The organism is Tomitella gaofuii (assembly GCF_014126825.1).
In the GTDB taxonomy this organism is placed as follows: Bacteria; Actinomycetota; Actinomycetes; order Mycobacteriales; family Mycobacteriaceae; genus Tomitella; species Tomitella gaofuii.
In genome coordinates this window covers 3,456,043-3,475,530 of the sequence record NZ_CP059900.1, presented here as the reverse complement: position 1 = coordinate 3,475,530, position 19,488 = coordinate 3,456,043, and the positions used below count along the sequence as shown (strand labels likewise).

Genomic DNA, 19,488 nt, shown 5'->3' with positions numbered 1-19,488 from the left:
GGACGGATCGCTTGATGCAAACGATTGTCATTACAGAGTAGCGCAGGGGAGCTTCCGGGCACGCGGCGGTGCGACGAGGATTACTGCGCGGACAGCAATTGCGCGCAGCGGAGGAGCCCGATGTGGCTGTACGCCTGGGGGTGGTTGCCCAGCGCGCGCTCGGCCACCGGGTCGTACTCCTCGGGCAGCAGGCCGGTGGGGCCCGCGGCGGCGACGAGTTGGTTGAACAGCGCCTCCGCCTGGCTGCGTTGGCCCACCAGCAGGTACGCCTCCACCAGCCACGCCGCGCACAGGTGGAAGCCGCCCTCGGTGCCGGGCAGGCCGTCGTCCGAGCGGTACCGGTACACCGTCGACCCGCTGCGCAGCACGGCCTCGGTGGCCGAGACGGTGGCGGCGAAGCGCGGGTCGGCCGGGTCGAGCAGGCCCGAGAGGCCGATGAACAGCGACGCGGCGTCCAGGTCCACCCCGTCGTAGGCCGCGGTGTAGGAGTGGGCCTGCCCGCTCCAGCCGTTCTCGACCACGTCGTCGGCGATCTTGGCGCGCAGCGACTCCCAATCGGCCTCGGCCTCGCGGCCGAAGTCGGCGGCGAGCGCCAGCGCACGGTCGATCGTCACCCAGCACATGACTTTGGAGTACACGTGGTGCCGCGGGGCGCCGCGGATCTCCCAGATGCCGTTGTCCGGCTCGGTCCAGCGCAGCGCGACGGCCGAGGTCATCGCGCGCACCAGCGACCAGTCGCGGTCGGTGAGGGCCGCCGCGTCGTCGGCGCCGGCGGCACGGCGGGCGCGTGCGAGGTCGGCGATGAGCTCGGTGATGGGGCCGAAGACGTCCAGCTGCACCTGCTGATTGGCGGCGTTGCCCACGCGCACCGGCCGCGAACCGGCGTACCCCGGCAGCGAGTCGAGCACCGCCTCGGGCGGGAGCCACGTCCCGTCGAGGGTGTAGAGCGGGTTGAGGCGCTCGGGGCCGGACAAGGTGTCCAGGACGCGGTGCAGCCAGTCGAGCAGCCCGGCGGCCTCGCCGAGCGATCCGACCGAGACCAGTGCGGACGCCGTCATCGAGGCGTCGCGCAGCCAGCAGTAGCGGTAGTCCCAGTTGCGGACCCCGCCGATCTCCTCGGGCAGCGAGGTGGTGGCCGCGGCCATGATCGACCCGGTGTCCGCGTGCACCAGGCCGCGCAGCGTCAGCGCACTGCGCTTCATCAGCGACGGCTTGAGCGGCGGCAACGCGAGCGACTGCGCCCACGTGCGCCAGTAGTCCTCCGCCTCGGCGCGGACCTCGGCCTCGGGGCGCGGCGCGGCGGACAGGTCGTCGGTGCCGCAGCGCAGCTCGAGCACCACCGGCGTGCCGGACGGATCCACGACGGCCTCCGCGGACTGCTGGAGCCCGTCGCCGACGATGCGCCAGCGGACCCCCGGGGAACGCAGGACGATCGGGTCGTTGGTGCCCTGCACGCGCAGCCCGTCGCCGTCCGCCTCGATCTGCACCCGCACCTGGCCGAACTCCGGCCGCGGCGCGAAGTGGACGCGGCACGGCGCCGTCCCGGTGATCACGCGGGTGAGGTTGACGCGGCCGCGCGGGACGTCGTGCGGCAGGTAGTCGGTCACCAGCAGCGACGCCCACCGGGTCTCCACCGTCATCGTGCCGTCGACGTACTCCTGGCTCAGAGGCAGGCCGCCGCGCTCGGGGGACACGGTGAAGTGTCCGGCGGAATCGCTGCCCAGCAGCGCCGAGAACAGCCCGGCGGAGTCGGGGTCCGGATGGCAGAGCCAGTTGATCGACCCGGTGGGGGTGACGAGCGCCTTCGCGTCGGGCGACGCCAGCATGGTGTGGCGCTCGATGGGCGTGGCGTGCGCGCCCAGCAGCCACGCGCGCCGCTGCTCGAGCAGGAACGCCAGCACCCGGGCCACGTCCTCGGTGTCGTCGACGCGGAAGTGCGCGCCGGTGGGGCCGGGCCCCACCTTGATGCCCACGTCGGGCCCGTGCAGGCGGCGGAACGCCTTCTCGTCGGTGACGTCGTCGCCGAGGAACACGGTGGCCGACGCGCCCTCCCGGTGGCGCAGGATGTCGAGCGCGTCGCCCTTGTCTGTGGTCACCACCGACAGCTCGATCACCGCCTTGCCCTCGGTGCACTGCACCCCCGACCACTGCGCAGGCCCGATGCGCGCGGAATGCACGGCGGCGTCCGCGGCGTGGGCGTCGGCCACGTTGCGCACGTGCAGCGCCGCGCTGGCCGGCTTGACCTCCACGGCGGCGCCGGGCGTGCCGTCGGCGATGTCCTGGAGGGCGTCCACGACGCGGCCCAGCAGGGCGCGCGCCGACGCATCGATCTCTTCGAGGAAGCCGATGTCGAACTCGGAGCCGTGGCTGCCCACCAGGTGCACCTCGGACGGCAGCCGCGACAGCGTGGCCAGGTCGCGCAGGGCCCTGCCGGAGATCACCGCCGCCACGGTGCCGGGCAGCGTGGCGAGGTTGCGCAGGGCGGTGACCGACTCCGGGCGCGGACGCGCGTCGACGGGGTTGTTGACGATGGGCGCGATCGTGCCGTCGTAGTCGGACGCGACGAGCAGCCGCGGCGCGCGCGCCAGCGAGGTGAGCGAGCGTCGGAGGTCGTCGGGCAGGGATGACACAGCGGCGGTCCTGGGCTTTCGGGAGCGGGGTGACCGCGTGCGCCCGCCGGGTTCGGCCTCCGGCGGACACGTGCGGTCCGTGCAGCCGAAGTCTAGTGCCACCGGGTGCGCGGCCGTCGGTGCCGCGGACCCGGTGCGTGCCGGATCACCGCCGGCGGATCAGACCGGCGCGGATCATGCCGGCGCGGATCAGTGGGCGCCCTGCGCCCCGGCGTCGTCCGCGGTGACCGTGGCGCCGCCGGTCGCGGGGTCCACCGCGTCGGCCCGGTCGCCCATGAGCAGCCGGATGGTGAGCTTGAGCCGGTCGGCCACGTCCACCGCCGTGGCGCGCCGGGTGAGCCAGGCGACCAGGTTCGACATCCACACGTCGGAGATCACGCGGGAGACGTTGAGCTGATACTCCGTGGGATGCTCGGAGTTGGTGAGCGCGCGGGCGAAGATGCGGTCGATCAGTTCACCGACGCGCGCCACCTCCGCGGACGCCGAGGCGTCGGCGAACATGAATGCGCGCGTCATGGCCTCGGTCAGCAGCGGATCGCGCTGCATCACCGTGGTGATCTGGCCGATCATCAACTCCAGGCGCTCCTGCGTGGACAGGTCGGCCGGCATGCGGCGATCGGTCTTCGTGTCGATGCGCTCGAACTCGCGTGCCAGGGCCGAGACCAGCAGGTGCACCTTGGATGGGAAGTAGCGGTACAGAGTGCCCACCGCGACGTCCGCCCGATCGGCCACGGCCCGCATCTGCACGGCGTCGTATCCTCCCCGGGACGCGAGCGCCAGCGTGGAGTCGAGGATGCGGCGGCGCCGGTCCCGTTGCGCGTTGGAGTTCAGGTCGTCGTCGCGCAGGGTCGGTATGACTCCGTCGCGGGCGGTGGTGCGGGAACTGCTTGCCATGGGACTACCTCGAATATCCGTGTGGCCGTGTGGGACGTCGGCACTGTGTATCGACCCTGCGCGCCGCATCGGGCCTGCGTGCGGCAGCCGCGCCGTCGAGGCCGCGGATGTTCGACGCGCCGGGTTGTCAACCGGTGTACCACTCTCCGGGAGGTCGAGAGGTGATCTCGACCCTACTGACTCCACATATTAGAACACGTTCTAAGGTTGGGCGAGGATTTGTCTCGATCCGTGCAGCGGTCGGCGTCGCGTGCACCACCGCCCGTCGCGGACCACTGATCGAGCCTGCCGCACCGTTCCCGGGCGGTTTGCACCCAGAATGGAGCGGATCTCGACGAATGACCGGCCAGGAGGAACCGTGACCATCGCGACCACCGCGGAACAACAGGCGGTACAGGACTCCATCGGCGCGTGGGCGCGCTCGGCCTCGCCGCTGGAGACCGTGCGGCGATCCGAGGAGGATCCGCGCCTGTGGCGCACGCTGTATCCCGCCATGGCGGACCTGGGGGTGCTGTCGGTGGCGCTGCCCGAGGAACTCGACGGAGCTGGCGGCACCACCGCCGACCTCGCGGCGATGCTCGAATCGGCCGCGGCGGCGCTGGCCCCGGGGCCCGTGCTCACCGGGGCGCTCGCCGGCCTGGTGCTCGCGCGGGCGGGCGGGCCGGCCGCCGACGAGCTGGTGCCCGCGCTCGCCGCCGGTGAACGCACCTGCGGGCTCGCCGTGGAGGCGGCCGCCGTGCCCGCCGCGGCCGCGCCGGACGGCGGCCTGTCGCTGACGGGCGACGCCGGACTGGTCTACGGGTACGACGAGGACGGGCTCGTCCTCGTGCGCGTGGCCGGAACCGACGCCGGCGCCGAGGCCGCTGCAAGCGAGACCTGGGCGCTCATCGACGCCGGCGCCGCGGGGGTCCACGCAGACCGGCAGCAGGCGGCGGACCTCTCCGTGCCGCTGGCATCGGTGCGCTGCGAGGCGGTGGCGGTGCCGGCCGGGCGCGTCCTGTCCGGGCTGCGCGCGGGGCTGGTGCGCGACCTCTTCGCCGCGCTCGCGGCCGCCGAGGCCGCCGGCGTCGCCGGGTGGACGCTCGACACCGCGGTCGAGTACGCGAAGATCCGCGAGCAGTTCGGCCGGCCCATCGGCACGTTCCAGGCGGTCAAGCACCTCTGCGCCGAGATGCTGTGCCGGGCCGAGCAGGCGCGCGCCGTCGCATGGGACGCGGCGGTGGCCGCCGACGAGGGCGCGGCGGCGGAGGACGGCGGCGACCAGGCGATCGCCGCAGCGGTGGCCGCGGCCGCCGCGCTGGACTGCGCCGTGGACAACGCGAAGGACTGCATCCAGGTGCTCGGCGGCATCGGGTTCACCTGGGAGCACGACGCGCACCTGTACTTCCGCCGGGCGTTGAGCCTGCGTCAGGTGCTCGGCGGATCGGCGGCCTGGCGCCGTCGGGTGGCCGAGCTGACGCTGGCCGGGGCGCGTCGCACGCTGCGCCTCGAGCTCGACGAGGCCACCGAGGCGGGCCGCGCCGAGGTGCGCGCCGAGGCGGAGAAGATCGCCGCGCTCACCGAGGATCGGCAGCGCGCGGAACTCGCGGAAACCGGCCTGCTCACCCCGCACTGGCCGAAGCCGTACGGGCGGGCCGCGTCGGCGGGCGCTCAGGTGCTCATCGACGAAGAGCTCGACCGGGCGGGCGTGCACCGCCCCGACCTCGTCATCGGCGCGTGGGCCGCGCCCACGATCATCGCGCATGGCACCACCGAGCAGATCGAGCGCTTCGTCCCCGGCACGCTGCGCGGCGAGATCTCCTGGTGCCAGCTGTTCTCCGAGCCGGGCGCCGGCTCGGACCTGGCCGCGCTGCGCACCACCGCCGAGCGGGTCGACGGAGGATGGAAGCTCGACGGCCAGAAGGTGTGGACGTCGCTGGCAGTGGAATCGGACTGGGCGATCTGCCTCGCCCGCACGGACAAGGACGCGCCCAAGCACAAGGGCATCACCTACTTCCTGGTGGACATGCAGTCGCCGGGCATCCGGATCAGCCCGCTCCGCGAGATCACCGGCGACGCCCTGTTCAACGAGGTGTTCCTCGAGGGGGTCGTGGTCCCCGACGAGTGCGTGGTGGGCGAGGTGAACGGCGGCTGGCGCCTGGCGCGCACCACGCTCGCCAACGAGCGTGTCGCCATGGGCGGCGGCTCGGCGATGGGCGACGAGATGGAGGGGCTGATCGCCGAGGTCCGCGGGGCCGCCGGAGCGCTGGGCGACACTGAGCTCGAAACGCTGGGCGCGCAGGTCGGGGAGGCCACCACCGGATCGCTGCTGGGACTGCGCACCGCCATCCGTGCGCTCGAGGGACAGGACCCCGGGCCCGGATCGAGCGTGCGCAAGATCATCGGCGTGCGGCACCGCCAGGCGCTCGCCGACGCCGCGCTCGAGATCGCGGGCGTGCGCGGCGCGGTGTGGGGCCCGCAGATCAAGAAGGTCCTGCACCACCGGTGCCTGTCGATCGCCGGCGGCACCGAGCAGATCCTGCTCACCGTCGCGGCCGAGCGCCTGCTGGGCCTGCCGCGCGGGTGAGCGCTCCGCCACTCGCCGCTACCGGACAGCGGGCCCGGCGCGTGCCCCGGCGGGCCCGGCGGTGTTTCAATGCGAGCCGGAGTATCAGTACGCACGCGGGTGCCGGCGCCATGGTCCCGTCCCGCGCGGTGCGCCGGGACGGAGCGTGATGTTGTTCCGCAACGGATCGCGACCTTGTGACGGAGAACGCATGACATCGTGCCGGAAAAGTTCGTGACACATGCTTCCACTTAGTTCGATAGGACGGTTTTCAGGTGGACTTCACTCTGGGAAGTGAGCAGCAGGCGGTGGCCGAGGTGGCCGCCGCGGTGCTGCAGACGGCGGCGAGCGCCGAGGCCCTCGCCGCCATGGACAGGACATCGCCGGTGTGGGACGAGACGCTGTGGAAGCGGCTCGCCGACGAGGGCGTGCTCTCGCTGCCGCTGCCGGAATCGCTGGGCGGCGACGAGCTCGGCATCGCGGAGATCGGGGTGCTGCTCGACCAGGTCGGCCGGCACGCGGCGCAGGCACCGGTGCTGGAGACCCTCGGCTTCGGCGTGCTGCCGCTGCGCGCCCTCGGCGGGGACGCGCAGCGTTTCCTGGCCGGGGTTCCCGGTGGCGCGATCCTCACCGCGGCCTTGAACGAGCCGGGGGCGCCGATGCCCGCCGAGCCCGCCACGACGGCCGCCGCGGACGGTGACGAGTACGTCGTCACCGGCCGCAAGGTGGGGGTGCGCTACGCCGAGCAGGCGGCGTTCATCCTGGTGCCGACGTCCGCCGGGGTCGCCGTGGTGGCGCCCGGGGCGGACGGTGTCACGCTGACCCGCACGGTCACCTCGTCGCTCGCGCCGGAGTGCACGATGGTGCTCGACGGCGTGCGCGTCGACGCGGGCGCCATGCTCACCGGCGCGCCGGTGGCGGACGTGTACCGGATCGCGCTGGCCGCGCTCGCCTCGCAGGCGGCCGGCCTGGGCACGGGCATGACCAACCTCACCGCGCAGCACGTGAGCACGCGCGAACAGTTCGGCAAGCCCATCGCCGCCTTCCAGGCGGTGTCGCAGCAGGTGGCCGACTCCTACGTCACCGCGCGCACCCTCGAACTGGCGGCGACGTCGGCGTGCTGGCGGATCGCGCAAGGTCTCGACGCCGCCGAGGACACATCCGTCGCCGCGTACTGGCTCGCCGAGCGGCTGCCGGTGGCCATGCAGCAGTGCAGCCACATGCACGGAGGGCTCGGCGCCGACGTCACCTACGCGGCGCACCTGTACTACGAGCAGACGAAGGACCTGGTGCGTCTCGTCGGCGGCCCGGCGTCCCGTCTGACCATCCTGGGCGCACTGAGCGCCCGCGACCTGGGTGTGGAGGCAGCATGCTCATCGATCTGACCCCCGAGCAGAAGAAGCTCCAGGCGGAGCTGCGAGAGTACTTCTCCAAGCTCATCTCGCCGGACGAGGCCGAGGCGATGCTCACCGACCGTCACGGTGAGGCGTACGAGACCGTCATCCGCCGCATGGGCCGCGACGGTTGGCTGGGCGTCGGCTGGCCCACCGAGTTCGGCGGCAAGGGCTTCGGCGAGATCGAGCAGCAGATCTTCACCAACGAGGCGGTGCGCGCGGACGTGCCGCTGCCGTCGGTGACGCTGCAGACCGTGGGCCCGACGCTGCAGAAGTACGGCACCGACGAGCAGAAGAAGAAGTTCCTGCCGGCGATCCTCGCCGGCGAGGTGCACTTCGCCATCGGATACACCGAGCCGGAATCGGGCACCGACCTCGCCTCGCTGCGCACCACCGCGGTCCGCGACGGGGACGAGTACGTGATCAACGGCCAGAAGATCTTCACCACGGGCGGCCACCAGGCCGACTACATCTGGCTTGCGGTGCGCACCGGCACCGTGGAGGACCGGCACCGCGGCATCACGATCCTCATCGTCGACACCAAGGACCCGGGGTTCTCCTGGACGCCGATCATCACGGCGGACGGCGCGCACCACGTCAACGCCACCTACTACGAGGACGTGCGCGTGCCCGCCTCGATGCTGGTGGGCGAGGAGAACAAGGGCTGGCGCCTGATCACCACCCAGCTCAACCACGAGCGGGTCATGCTGGGGCCGTGCGGCCGCATCGGCGGGCTGTACGACCACGTCAGCGAGTGGGCCAAGCGCGAAGGGCCGGACGGAGCGCTGCTCGCGTCCCAGCCGGACGTGCAGCGGGCGCTCGGCGAGATCCGCGCGATCTACCGGCTCAACGAGCTGCTCAACTGGCAGGTGGCGGCGGGCACCGGCGACCTGGACATGGCCGACGCCTCGGCCACCAAGGTGTTCTCCACCGAGCAGGTCCAGCGCATGGGGCGGATCGCCGAGGAGGTCGTGGGCCGCTGGGGCGACCCCGCCGACCCGGACACCGGCCACCTGCTGCGCTGGCTGGACGCGCAGACCAAGCGCAACCTCGTCATCACGTTCGGCGGCGGCGTCAACGAGGTCATGCGCGACCTCATCTCCACCGCCGGGCTCGGACTGCCGAAGGTGTCGCGCCGGTGACCGCACAGGAGACGCACATGACCGACCAGGACATCCTCGACGCCGCGCAGCGCGTGCGCGACGAGGGGGGCAGCGCGCGGCGCAAGGGCCGCGACCCGATCAACCAGCCGATGGTGAACAACTGGGTCGAGGCCATCGGCGACCGCAACCCGATCTACGTCGACGACGCCGCGGCGCGGGCCGCCGGGCACGACGGGATCGTCGCCCCGCCTGCGATGGCGCAGGTGTGGACGATGCGCGGGCTCGGTGCCGTGCGTGAGGCCGACGACCCGCTCGGCCGGATGACCGACATCCTCAACGAGGCCGGCTTCACGTCGGTCGTCGCCACCGATTGCAACCAGGTGTACCACCGTTACCTGCGGCCGGGCGACGAGGTGACCATCGAGTCGGTGCTCGAGGACGTCGTCGGCCCCAAGAAGACGGGGCTGGGCGAGGGGTGGTTCTTCACCACCCGCAACTACTGGCGCGACGCCGCCGGCGACATCGTGGCCGAGATGGAGTTCCGCATCCTCAAGTTCCGCCCGCCGGCAAAGGATGCCGGCGCGCAGGACGGGCCGGCCGCGGCGCGTTCGGCCTCGGGCGATCCCGTCGATGACCTCGACGGCACGAAGATGATGCGCCCGCAGGCCTCCCGCGACACCGAGTTCTTCTGGGACGGCGTCGCCGCGCACGAGCTGCGCATCCAGAAGCTCGAGGACGGGACGCTGCAGCACCCGCCGCTTCCCGCGCTGTGGAAGCCCAAGGGGGAGACCACCGACTACGTCGTCGCCTCCGGGCGGGGCACGGTGTACAGCCACGTCGTCCACCACGCCCCCAAGGTGCCGGGGCGGCAGCTGCCGTTCGTCATCGCGCTCGTCGAGCTCGAAGAGGGCGTGCGGATGCTCGGAGAGCTGCGCGGCGTCGATCCGGACGCGGTGGCCATCGGGCAGCCGGTCGAAGTGGACTTCCTCGACTTCCCCGACGATCCGGACGCGTCGGGGCGCGAGGCATGGACGCTGTACGCGTGGCGTCCCGCCGACGGAGCAGCGAAGGAGAAGCGATGAGCCCCAGCATTCCCGTGGTGGCACCCCCTGCAGCGCCGCCCGCCGTGGTGGCCGGTGACGTGCTGCCCGAGCTGAAGATCGAGGGCACGCCCACGTTCATCGTCGCGTCGGCGCTGGCGACGCGCGACTTCGAGGACGTCCACCACGATCGCGACCGGGCGCAGCAGCGCGGGTCCAAGGACATGTTCGTCAACATCCTCACCGACACCGGGCTGGTGCAGCGGTACGTCACCGACTGGGCGGGGCAGCGTGCCGTCATCCGGTCGATCTCGCTGCGCCTGGGCGTGCCCTGGTACGCGTACGACACGTTGACCTTGACCGGCACGGTCGAATCTGTCGGCGATGACGGCCTGGTCACCCTCGCGGTGACCGGCGCCGACGCGCTGGGCAAGCACATCACCTCGACGGTCACGCTGGTCATGGACGGCACCGCGGAGAAGGGAGCCGGCGCATGAGCGCGCAGTCAGGAGGGGCGCTTTCCGGTGCCGCCGCGATCGCGGGGATCGGCGCCACCGACTTCTCCAAGGACTCCGGGCGCAGCGAACTGCGCCTGGCGTCCGAGGCCATCCGTCTCGCTGTCGAGGACGCGGGGCTCACGCCCGCGGACGTCGACGGGCTCGTGTCGTTCACCATGGACACGAACATGGAGATCGCCATCGCCCGCGCGCTGGACATCCCGGAGCTGAAGTACTTCAGCCGGATCCACTACGGGGGCGGTGCGGCCTGCGCCACCGTGCAGCAGGCGGCGATCGCGGTGGCCACCGGTGTGGCCGACGTGGTCGTGGCCTACCGGGCGTTCAATGAGCGCTCCGGCAAGAGGTTCGGGCAGGTCGACACCGGGCTGGTCAAGCGTGTCGACTCGGGAGGCGCCGACTATGCGTTCTCCTACCCGCACGGCCTGAGCACGCCCGCCGGCACCGTCGCGATGATGGCCCGCCGGTACATGCACGAATACGGCGCGACCAGCGAGGACTTCGGGCGGATCGCGGTGACCGACCGCAAACACGCCGCCGTCAACCCGAATGCCTTCTTCCACGGCAAGCCGATCACCCTCGAGGACCACCAGAACTCGCGGATGATCGCCGACCCGCTTCACCTGCTCGACTGCTGCCAGGAATCCGACGGCGGCATCGCGATCGTAGTGACCTCGGCGGAGAGGGCCAAGGACCTGCCGCAGAAGCCGGTCTCGATCCTTGGAGCCGCGCAGGGCAGCGCGCGCGACCAGTTCATGATGATGAGCTACTACCGGCCGGACCTGGCGTGCATCCCCGAGATGGGGCTCGTCGGCAGGCAGCTGTGGGAGCAGTCGGGCCTCAGTGCGCAGGACATGGATGTGGCCGTGCTCTACGACCACTTCACGCCGTACGTGCTGATGCAGCTCGAGGACCTCGGTTTCTGCGGCCGGGGCGAGGCCAAGGACTTCGTCCGCGAATCCGGCGCGCTGGAGGTCGGCGGCGCGCTGCCGCTGAACACGCACGGCGGGCAACTGGGCGAGGCCTACATCCATGGGATGAACGGCATCGCAGAGGGGGTGCGGCAGATCCGCGGAACCTCGGTGAACCAGGTCGACGACGCGGCGCACGTCCTCGTCACGGCCGGCACCGGCGTGCCGACCTCCGGCCTGGTGCTGGGGGCATAGCCGGGGCTGCACGGTCCTGACGGGCCCCGCACGGCGTTCGCGCCGTGCGGGGCCCGTCTTTCTGCGCCGTGGCCGGCGGTTCGCCTGCGTGGTCCTGGGCGGCGGAATGGTTCCGCGGACCGTCTTGACCTGGGGATTTGTGTTTGGGTGGGGGTGGGCGTAACTTTGGTCGGGCCGGAGCGGCGAGAGCAGCTCCCAAGCCCGGAAGGGGCTGGGGGCGGTGCGCTTGCGAGTGTGCTACGGTGTTTCCAGCAGGTGCGGCCGCAGTTCGCCGGGGAGTGTTCCGGGTGGTGGTGGTTGTGCGTGTTCTTTGAGAACTCAACAGTGTGTCGATGAATGCCAGTGCCAAAATTTTTTGGCATGTCATGCCTTGTCTTTGTGGCAGGGTGTGGCTGTTTGCGGGTCGTGTCTTCCATTCCCTGTCGGGAGGTGCGGCTCGATGTTTTTTGAAGCTAGGTTTGTTTTGCTAGTGGATTTCTCGATGTGATTTGACTGATTCGTCGTGGTGTCGGTGCTGCTGCTGTGTGTGGTGGTGTCGGCGGGCGGCGGGTTGTTGATCTTTCAACGGAGAGTTTGATCCTGGCTCAGGACGAACGCTGGCGGCGTGCTTAACACATGCAAGTCGAACGGAAAGGCCCCTTCGGGGGTACTCGAGTGGCGAACGGGTGAGTAACACGTGGGTGATCTGCCTTGCACTCTGGGATAAGCCTGGGAAACCGGGTCTAATACCGGATAGGACCACATGCCGCATGGGGTGTGGTGGAAAGCGTTATGTAGCGGTGTGAGATGGGCCCGCGGCCTATCAGCTTGTTGGTGGGGTAATGGCCTACCAAGGCGACGACGGGTAGCCGGCCTGAGAGGGCGACCGGCCACACTGGGACTGAGACACGGCCCAGACTCCTACGGGAGGCAGCAGTGGGGAATATTGCACAATGGGCGCAAGCCTGATGCAGCGACGCCGCGTGAGGGATGACGGCCTTCGGGTTGTAAACCTCTTTCAGTGCCGACGAAGCGGAAGTGACGGTAGGTACAGAAGAAGCACCGGCCAACTACGTGCCAGCAGCCGCGGTAATACGTAGGGTGCGAGCGTTGTCCGGAATTACTGGGCGTAAAGAGCTCGTAGGCGGTTTGTCGCGTCGTCCGTGAAAACTCGCAGCTTAACTGTGGGCGTGCGGGCGATACGGGCAGACTTGAGTACTGCAGGGGAGACTGGAATTCCTGGTGTAGCGGTGAAATGCGCAGATATCAGGAGGAACACCGGTGGCGAAGGCGGGTCTCTGGGCAGTAACTGACGCTGAGGAGCGAAAGCGTGGGGAGCGAACAGGATTAGATACCCTGGTAGTCCACGCCGTAAACGGTGGGTACTAGGTGTGGGGCCCTTCCACGGGTTCTGTGCCGTAGCTAACGCATTAAGTACCCCGCCTGGGGAGTACGGCCGCAAGGCTAAAACTCAAAGGAATTGACGGGGGCCCGCACAAGCGGCGGAGCATGTGGATTAATTCGATGCAACGCGAAGAACCTTACCTGGGTTTGACATACACCGGATCGCCGTGGAGACACGGTTTCCCTTGTGGCTGGTGTACAGGTGGTGCATGGCTGTCGTCAGCTCGTGTCGTGAGATGTTGGGTTAAGTCCCGCAACGAGCGCAACCCTTGTCCTGTGTTGCCAGCACGTAATGGTGGGGACTCGCAGGAGACTGCCGGGGTCAACTCGGAGGAAGGTGGGGACGACGTCAAGTCATCATGCCCCTTATGTCCAGGGCTTCACACATGCTACAATGGTCGGTACAGAGGGCTGCGAGACCGTGAGGTTCAGCGAATCCCTTAAAGCCGGCCTCAGTTCGGATTGGGGTCTGCAACTCGACCCCATGAAGTCGGAGTCGCTAGTAATCGCAGATCAGCAACGCTGCGGTGAATACGTTCCCGGGCCTTGTACACACCGCCCGTCACGTCATGAAAGTTGGTAACACCCGAAGCCGGTGGCCCAACCCCTTGTGGGAGGGAGCCGTCGAAGGTGGGATCGGCGATTGGGACGAAGTCGTAACAAGGTAGCCGTACCGGAAGGTGCGGCTGGATCACCTCCTTTCTAAGGAGCATTACAGTGCCTCAGTGACCGCCGTGTGTGTGGTCTGGGGTTGCTCATGGGTGGACACTGGCCGCGCTTTGATTGCAGGAGCCTCGTTCGGGCCCGCCGTGGGTGGTGGGTGTCGTGTGGGGTGGGGGCGCTAGTCGGCATGCTGTTGGGCTTTGAGGGAACACGCTGCGCGTTTGTGTGTGGTGGGTTGTCTTGATGTGATGCGCCGGCGGGCCCGTCGGTGGTGTCGTGTGGCTGGTTCCGGGTGTTGTGCGGGGTTGGTTGTGCGGTGTGGCGGGCTGGTGGGTGTGTGTGTTGTTTGAGAACTGGACAGTGGACGCGAGCATCTTTGATCTTTGTGTTGTAAGTGTGTAAGAGCACACGGTGGATGCCTTGGCACCAGGAGCCGATGAAGGACGTGGGAGGCTGCGTTAAGCCTCGGGGAGCTGTCAACCGAGCTGTGATCCGAGGATGTCCGAATGGGGAAACCCAGCAGCGGTGATGCGCTGTTACCCGCGCCTGAATGTATAGGGCGTGTGGAGGGAACGCGGGGAAGTGAAACATCTCAGTACCCGTAGGAAGAGAAAACAATATGTGATTCTGTGAGTAGTGGCGAGCGAAAGCGGATGAGGCTAAACCATGCGCATGTGATACCCGGCAGGGGTTGTGTGTGTGGGGTTGTGGGGCTGCGATGTGCCGGTGCTGCCGTGCCGGCGGGTAGTTGGAGAAAACACATGGTTAGCGGAAGTGGTCTGGGATGGCCTGCCGTAGTGGGTGAGAGTCCCGTACGTGAAAGCTGTGTGTCTGCCTTGTCGTGGTGCCCGAGTAGCAGCGGGCCCGTGGAATCTGCTGTGAATCTGCCGGGACCACCCGGTAAGCCTGAATACTCCCTGGTGACCGATAGCGGATAGTACCGTGAGGGAATGGTGAAAAGTACCCCGGGAGGGGAGTGAAAGAGTACCTGAAACCGTGTGCTTACAATCCGTCAAAGCCTGCGCGTAGTTTGGTCTGCGGTGGGTGATGGCGTGCCTTTTGAAGAATGAGCCTGCGAGTTAGTGGCATGTCGCGAGGTTAACCCGTGTGGGGTAGTCGTAGCGAAAGCGAGTCCGAAGAGGGCGCCAGAGTGGCATGTTCTAGACCCGAAGCGGAGTGATCTACCCATGGCCAGGGTGAAGCGACGGTAAGACGTCGTGGAGGCCCGAACCCACTTAGGTTGAAAACTGAGGGGATGAGTTGTGGGTAGGGGTGAAAGGCCAATCAAACTCCGTGATAGCTGGTTCTCCCCGAAATGCATTTAGGTGCAGCGTCGCGTGTTTCACCATGGAGGTAGAGCTACTGGTTGGCTGATGGGCCTTACCGGGTTACTGACGTCAGCCAAACTCCGAATGCTGTGGTGTGAGAGCGTGGCAGTGAGACTGCGGGGGAAAAGCTTCGTAGTCGAGAGGGAAACAGCCCAGATCGCCGGCTAAGGCCCCTAAGCGTGTACTAAGTGGGAAAGGATGTGGGATTGCGAAGACAGCCAGGAGGTTGGCTCAGAAGCAGCCATCCTTGAAAGAGTGCGTAATAGCTCACTGGTCGAGTGGTCCTGCGCCGATAATGTAGCGGGGCTCAAGTACACCGCCGAAGCCGCGGCACTCACATGTTGGTTCGCATCTGCCTGCGGGTGGGTGTGCAGCCGTGTGGGTGGGTAGGGGAGCGTCGTGTAGCCGGGGAAGCGGCAGAGTGATCTAGTCGTGGAGGCTGCGCGAGTGAGAATGCAGGCATGAGTAGCGAAAGACGAGTGGGAAACTCGTCCGCCGAATGACCAAGGGTTCCTGGGCCAGGTTAATCCGCCCAGGGTGAGTCGGGACCTAAGGCGAGGCCGTCAGGCGTAGTCGATGGACAACGGGTTGATATTCCCGTACCCGTGATATCGCGCCCGTGGTGAATCAGTGAGACTAACCATCCTGAAGCCCGTGTCGTGCACTTTCGGGTGCAGGGCGTGTGGTGGATGCGTGGGACCTGATCTGGTAGTAGCCAAGCGATGGGGTGACGCAGGAAGGTAGCAGGGCCAGTCAGTGGTGATACTGGTGTAAGCCTGTAGGGCGAGGTGCAGGGAAATCCGTGCCTCATGGTGCCTGAGAGGTGATGCGACCCCGGTGTGGGGGATTCTGTGATCCTATGCTGTCGAGAAAAGCCTCTAGCGAGTGGTGTCATGGCCCGTACCCCAAACCGACACAGGTGGTCTGGTAGAGAATACCGAGGCGATCGAGAGAACTGTGGTTAAGGAACTCGGCAAATTGCCCCCGTAACTTCGGGAGAAGGGGGGCCATGTCTGGTGAACACCCGTGCGGTGGGAGCTGGGTGTGGTCGCAGAGACCAGAGAGAAGCGACTGTTTACTAAAAACACAGGTCCGTGCGAAGTCGTAAGACGATGTATACGGACTGACGCCTGCCCGGTGCTGGAAGGTTAAGAGGACCGGTTAGTGGCTTTCGGGCCGCGAAGCTGAGAATTTAAGCCCCAGTAAACGGCGGTGGTAACTATAACCATCCTAAGGTAGCGAAATTCCTTGTCGGGTAAGTTCCGACCTGCACGAATGGCGTAACGACTTCTCTGCTGTCTCAACCACAGGCTCGGCGAAATTGCATTACGAGTAAAGATGCTCGTTACGCGCGGCAGGACGAAAAGACCCCGGGACCTTTACTATAGCTTGGTATTGGTGTGTGATTCGGTTTGTGTAGGATAGGTGGGAGACTGTGATGCGCCGGCGCCAGCCGGTGTGGAGTCGTTGTTGAAATACCACTCTGATCGTATCGGACTTCTAACCTCGGACCATGATCTGGTTCAGGGACAGTGCCTGGTGGGTAGTTTAACTGGGGCGGTTGCCTCCTAAAGAGTAACGGAGGCGCCCAAAGGTTCCCTCAGCCTGGTTGGCAATCAGGTGTTGAGTGCAAGTGCACAAGGGGGCTTGACTGTGAGACTGACGGGTCGAGCAGGGACGAAAGTCGGGACTAGTGATCCGGCACTGGCTTGTGGAAGCGGTGTCGCTCAACGGATAAAAGGTACCCCGGGGATAACAGGCTGATCTTCCCCAAGAGTCCATATCGACGGGATGGTTTGGCACCTCGATGTCGGCTCGTCGCATCCTGGGGCTGGAGTAGGTCCCAAGGGTTGGGCTGTTCGCCCATTAAAGCGGCACGCGAGCTGGGTTTAGAACGTCGTGAGACAGTTCGGTCTCTATCCGCCGCGCGCGTGAGAAACTTGAGGAAGGCTGTCCCTAGTACGAGAGGACCGGGACGGACGAACCTCTGGTGTGCCAGTTGTTCCGCCAGGGGCATTGCTGGTTGGCTACGTTCGGGAGGGATAACCGCTGAAAGCATCTAAGCGGGAAGCCTGTTCCAAGATGAGGTTTCTTTCCCCCTGTGTGGGGTAAGGCCCCCTAGAGATGATGGGGTTGATAGGCCGGAGCTGGAAGCCCTGTGAGGGGTGGAGGTGACCGGTACTAATAGGCCGTAGGCTTACCCACAATTATGTTCTTGTGTTTCGCGTCCACTGTCCGGTGTCTGAGGCAACACCCGCACCGTGTGTGTGTTGGTGTGTGTCGCATGGTGTTGCGGTGGTTATAGCGTGAGGGTCACGCCCGGTCCCATTCCGAACCCGGTAGCTAAGCCTTACTGCGCCGATGGTACTGCACCCGTGGGGTGTGGGAGAGTAGGTCACTGCCGCACAATTTGTTGATAGAGCGCCTCGGGCCCGGCCCCCTGACAAGGGGGACCGGGCCCGAGGCGTTTGTGTTGCAGCCGTGCCGGGCCTACGAGGGATGCCGGCGGTACCTTCATGCTCCGCCCGTTCCGCCCGGGAGGCGGAGCGCCCGGGCGCCCGGGCGTACGGGCCGGACGTGACGGGTCGGGGGAGTCGATGGTGACCGCGCGCCGCCCGCGGTGATGACGGACAATGCCTGATGTGATGACGGTCGTCGACTACACCCAGGCCCGCCTGCGGACGCTCGCAGTGAGCGACCCCGGGCGGCGGCTGGTGAAAGGCGACAGCCTGGCGGCGGCCGACGCCTTGTCCACACCCGCAGGGCTGGCCGTGACGGTGCTCTTCGGTGTACCGGTCCTCGGCGGGCCGACAATGGACGTGGCGATCGAGCTGGGCCCCGACCTCGGCGAGGATGATCCCTGCCGAGGTCGGGGCCCTTCGTCACAGCACGGGCTGTTCAGTCGCTCGACACCGCAGCGATCGGGTTCACGCGTGTGGCTGCGCGCGCGGTCGACAGACTTGCGAGACCGACGGCGAGCAACGCGCCTCCGACGAGTCCCCCGACCGCCGGCCAGGGTATCTCGACGACACCCACGCCTGTCATGCGTTCCAGTGCACCCCGCATTCCGAGGATCGTCCCGCTTGCGGCCACCCCGCCGAGGGCGATGCCGATGGCCGCGACTGCTCCCGACTCCAGGACGGCCATCCGCACCGTCTGGCGTCTGGTCAATCCCGCCAAGCGGGTCGCACCGAACTCCGGCCGGCGGTTCGAAGCCGCGATGACCACTGCGTTGATTGCGGCGAACAGGGTGTACAGACTCGACAGTCCCAGCAGCACGACGAAAATCTTCAGTTGAGTGTTCTGCTGGGCAGCTGCCTGGTCCTGCACCCACTCGTCGGCATCGGTGACTGTGCCGGAGATCCTCTCCTGTATGGCGATCTGCACTGTGTCCTTGTCGGCGCCGGGCGAGAGCGAGACGAATGTGCGGGCAGACTCCGTCGCTCCTGCAGGTAGCTGTACGGATCCTGCCGGCAATAGCAGGTCCGGGCCGCCGTACGGCTTGATGGGCGTTACGGCAACGATGGGCAGCTGCATCGTGCGATCACCGATCTGGAGATCGATGGTGTCGCCGATCGAGAATCCGAGTTCGCCTGTGCGTCCCGGGCCCAGTGCCACAGCTTGACCGTGAAGGTCGTCGAGGGTGCCGCTGACCGCGTGGATCCGGTGAGCCTCCCGGAAATCGTCCGGGTGCACGACGCTCGCGTGGCCGGCTTGCACGTCTCCGCCGAGCTCGTCCTCTCCGTGGTCGCCGTTGGTGATGACAAGCGGGACGTCGGTTTCCACGGAGGTCGTGGCGACTCCCGGTACGTTCGAGATGCGTGTCGCTTCGTCCGGTGGGGTGGTTGCCACCAGATCCGCGGTGGTATCACGCCGCAACGTCACCTCGGATGCGGTGGTCAGCGCAAGTGAGGTACTGAGCAGCCCGATCACCAGACCGACGAGCAGGATGAGCGGTGCGGCGGTCGATGCGCTCCGCCGGACCCCGTCACGCATATTCGCGGCGGCCAGCTCGGCTGTCGGGTGGCCCCGGAAAATCAGTCCGAACACGCGGCCGACCGGTGGGACCACGACAGGGCTGAGTTCGGCCAGGCCGACTGCGGCGGCGAGGGCCACCAGCATCATCAACGGCATCGCACCGCCGGGATCCAGCGTCTGCGAAACGACGATCAGAAGTGCGGCGATGGTGAGGAACGCGACGCCGAAGAACCAGCGGGACTTCGTCATCACGCGTGCCTCGTCCCCGGTGTCGCGCACCGCATCGAGCGGACGCACCTGTCCTGCCCGGCGCGACGCCACCGACACGCCGGCGAGCGCGACGATCAGGCCGATCGCGATGGATACCGCAACGACCCAGTTCTGCCATTCGGGGCGGAAGCCGGACGGCAGGAAGTCAAACGAGACGAGCATCGACGACTGCAGCCGCACGACGGCGAGTCCGAGCGGTATGCCCACCGCCGTACCGGTGAGCCCGAGCAGCGCCGCCTCCGACAGCAGGAGTCTGCGTACCTGGGTGCGGGAGGCGCCGGCGAGGCGGAGGAGCCCAAGTTCCTTCCTGCGCTGGGACACGGTGAACGCGAACGTCGAGCTGACGATGACGATGGTCAGTATCAATCCGAGCGCCAGGGTTATTCCGATCACCGGAACGGCCAGCATCGAGCTATTGAGCATCTGTGCCCGGGTGAGTGCGTCCAGGCCGGGGGCCGGCTCGAACCCCACCGCCGCCAAGAGGATCAGAAGCGACGATTGCACGAGAGCAACGCCGAAACCGACTGTGAGGATCGATCCGATGAACAGCTGCCAGCGTTCGCGGAATGTGCTCAAAGA

At 67.5% G+C, this 19,488-nt stretch carries 9 protein-coding genes and 3 rRNA genes; 9 read left to right on the top strand and 3 right to left on the bottom strand.

The features are described 5' to 3' along the window. Positions 1 to 80: 80 nt before the first annotated feature. On the bottom strand, positions 81 to 2,630 hold the full coding sequence (gene otsB / locus H4F70_RS16145; RefSeq protein WP_182357917.1) for a trehalose-phosphatase: 2,550 nt from the start codon (positions 2,628 to 2,630) through the stop codon (positions 81 to 83). A gap of 189 nt (positions 2,631 to 2,819) precedes the next feature. Next, positions 2,820 to 3,524 carry a cholesterol catabolism transcriptional regulator KstR gene (gene kstR, locus H4F70_RS16140; RefSeq protein WP_182357916.1) on the bottom strand — a complete coding sequence of 235 codons (705 nt, stop codon included), beginning with the start codon at positions 3,522 to 3,524 and terminating at the stop codon, positions 2,820 to 2,822. Between the two features lie 358 nt (positions 3,525 to 3,882). On the opposite strand from kstR, the gene H4F70_RS16135 reads away from it, so the two are divergent. The 9 genes from H4F70_RS16135 (at position 3,883) to rrf (ending at position 17,068) form a co-directional block, all read left to right on the top strand. Beyond that, positions 3,883 to 6,090, top strand: a complete 2,208-nt coding sequence (locus H4F70_RS16135) for an acyl-CoA dehydrogenase family protein (protein WP_182357915.1) — start codon at positions 3,883 to 3,885, stop codon at positions 6,088 to 6,090. Between the two features lie 254 nt (positions 6,091 to 6,344). Further along, positions 6,345 to 7,454, top strand: a complete 1,110-nt coding sequence (locus H4F70_RS16130) for an acyl-CoA dehydrogenase family protein (protein ID WP_182357914.1) — start codon at positions 6,345 to 6,347, stop codon at positions 7,452 to 7,454. Beyond that, on the top strand, positions 7,439 to 8,605 hold the full coding sequence (locus tag H4F70_RS16125; protein WP_182357913.1) for an acyl-CoA dehydrogenase family protein: 1,167 nt from the start codon (positions 7,439 to 7,441) through the stop codon (positions 8,603 to 8,605). Before H4F70_RS16130 ends, H4F70_RS16125 begins: the two co-directional genes overlap by 16 nt. Before the next feature lie 17 nt (positions 8,606 to 8,622). Further along, on the top strand, positions 8,623 to 9,648 hold the full coding sequence (locus H4F70_RS16120) for a bifunctional MaoC family dehydratase N-terminal/OB-fold nucleic acid binding domain-containing protein (protein ID WP_182360462.1): 1,026 nt from the start codon (positions 8,623 to 8,625) through the stop codon (positions 9,646 to 9,648). Then, positions 9,645 to 10,103 (top strand): MaoC family dehydratase, encoded by a 459-nt coding sequence (locus H4F70_RS16115; RefSeq protein WP_235681159.1) that lies wholly within the window; start codon positions 9,645 to 9,647, stop codon positions 10,101 to 10,103. The genes H4F70_RS16120 and H4F70_RS16115 overlap by 4 nt, the downstream gene beginning before the upstream one ends. Beyond that, complete coding sequence (locus H4F70_RS16110) at positions 10,100 to 11,287, top strand: lipid-transfer protein (protein WP_182357912.1); 1,188 nt, start codon at positions 10,100 to 10,102, stop codon at positions 11,285 to 11,287. The genes H4F70_RS16115 and H4F70_RS16110 overlap by 4 nt, the downstream gene beginning before the upstream one ends. A gap of 561 nt (positions 11,288 to 11,848) precedes the next feature. Further along, positions 11,849 to 13,372 (top strand): 16S ribosomal RNA (locus tag H4F70_RS16105). Between the two features lie 349 nt (positions 13,373 to 13,721). Beyond that, positions 13,722 to 16,866: ribosomal RNA gene (locus tag H4F70_RS16100) — 23S ribosomal RNA — on the top strand. A gap of 86 nt (positions 16,867 to 16,952) precedes the next feature. Next, positions 16,953 to 17,068: ribosomal RNA gene (rrf, locus tag H4F70_RS16095) — 5S ribosomal RNA — on the top strand. Together the 16S, 23S and 5S rRNA genes form the textbook arrangement of a ribosomal RNA operon. A gap of 491 nt (positions 17,069 to 17,559) precedes the next feature. Here rrf and H4F70_RS16090 read toward each other — a convergent pair. Next, positions 17,560 to 19,380 (bottom strand): ABC transporter permease, encoded by a 1,821-nt coding sequence (locus H4F70_RS16090; protein WP_220471721.1) that lies wholly within the window; start codon positions 19,378 to 19,380, stop codon positions 17,560 to 17,562. Positions 19,381 to 19,488 lie beyond the last annotated feature (108 nt).